The 1,141-nt window shown below is 72.4% G+C and carries 1 protein-coding gene; it reads right to left on the reverse strand.

Annotated elements, in window-relative coordinates:
* On the reverse strand, window positions 1–1,124 hold a 1,124-nt coding region (locus ITJ62_RS18835; RefSeq protein ID WP_194605508.1), incomplete at its 3' end, for a DUF222 domain-containing protein.
* Window positions 1,125–1,141 lie beyond the last annotated feature (17 nt).

A 1,141-nucleotide genomic window follows, 5' to 3' on the forward strand; every position in this document is an offset into this window, starting at 1 on the left:
GCACCGATGCCGGTTTCGAGGGTGTCGTGGTCGGTGCGGATGATGACGGTGACGGGGGTGAGTTCGGTGGCGGCGCCACTGCAGCCGGCCAGGTGTCGGAAGGTCTCGGTGAGGGCGATGGCGCGTCGCCGGTCGATAGGGATGAGCGACGGCCCGTCGGGCATGGGGTGACCTGACCCGTCGGGTTGGTCGGCGGCGTCGGCCGTGTCGGGGTTGATGAAGCGGGGTCGGCGGAGGGTGGCGCCGATGAGGGCGTCGAGGCCGGCGCGGATGAAGGCGGCGCTTTCTGGGGCGAGCTCGGCGCGGAGGAGGGTCATGCCGGTGGGGAGTTCGTGGATGGTGCAGCGTTCTGCTCGGCGGAGGAGTTCGTCGCGGGGTTCGCGGCCGTCTTGGTCGAGGCGGGTGCGGACGAGTTTCGCGATGCGGGTGACGTCCTGCAGGGGCGCCTGCGCAGCGTGCTCGACCGCGATCACCGCCGCCGCCTGCAGGTCGGTTCTGGTGCAGATGCGGCCGGCGTTGCGGAGCTCGCGGACGATGACCGCGGCTCCATCCACGCTCAGGGGTGCCGGTGGGCTGCCGTGAGCAGCGGACGCGTCACCATCCGTGGTGGCCGACGAGGATGATCCGCTGGGTCCGTCGGCCTGGGCGGTAGTGGCGTCGAGATCGCGGATCGGTTCGGCGTTGTCGCGGGGTTCAGATGCCGGTTCGAGGGCGGCGGCGACCGCCGGGAACGGGCACTCCTCCAGCTCGCCGAGCAAGCCTCGCGGTTGCGTGATGGCAGCTCCGACCTCCGCGATCGCGGCGCCGCGGGCGCGCGCCACCCGCCACCGCTCGGACACCATGACGCCCGGGTTGGCGTAACCGGCGGCCCGCACGAGCGTGCCGTCGCGGCCACTGGGCGACGGGCGCAGGGCGATCGCGCCGGTGACGCGGGCCGCGAGGACCTCGACCGCATGTTGCAGGGCGCCGAGCTCGTCGAGGACCTGGAGGATCGCCTCGTCGTTCATGTTCTCGAGCTGCTCCGCGACACCTGCGCCTGGACGGATCGCGTCGAGCGCGCCCTGCCACACGGCATCGAACCCGGCCGCGGCGGCGGCGAGCGGGTTCGGTGCGGTGCTGGTCATGGGTCCATCCAAACACG

The organism is Plantibacter sp. VKM Ac-2876 (assembly GCF_015350715.1).
In the GTDB taxonomy this organism is placed as follows: Bacteria; Actinomycetota; Actinomycetes; order Actinomycetales; family Microbacteriaceae; genus Plantibacter; species Plantibacter auratus.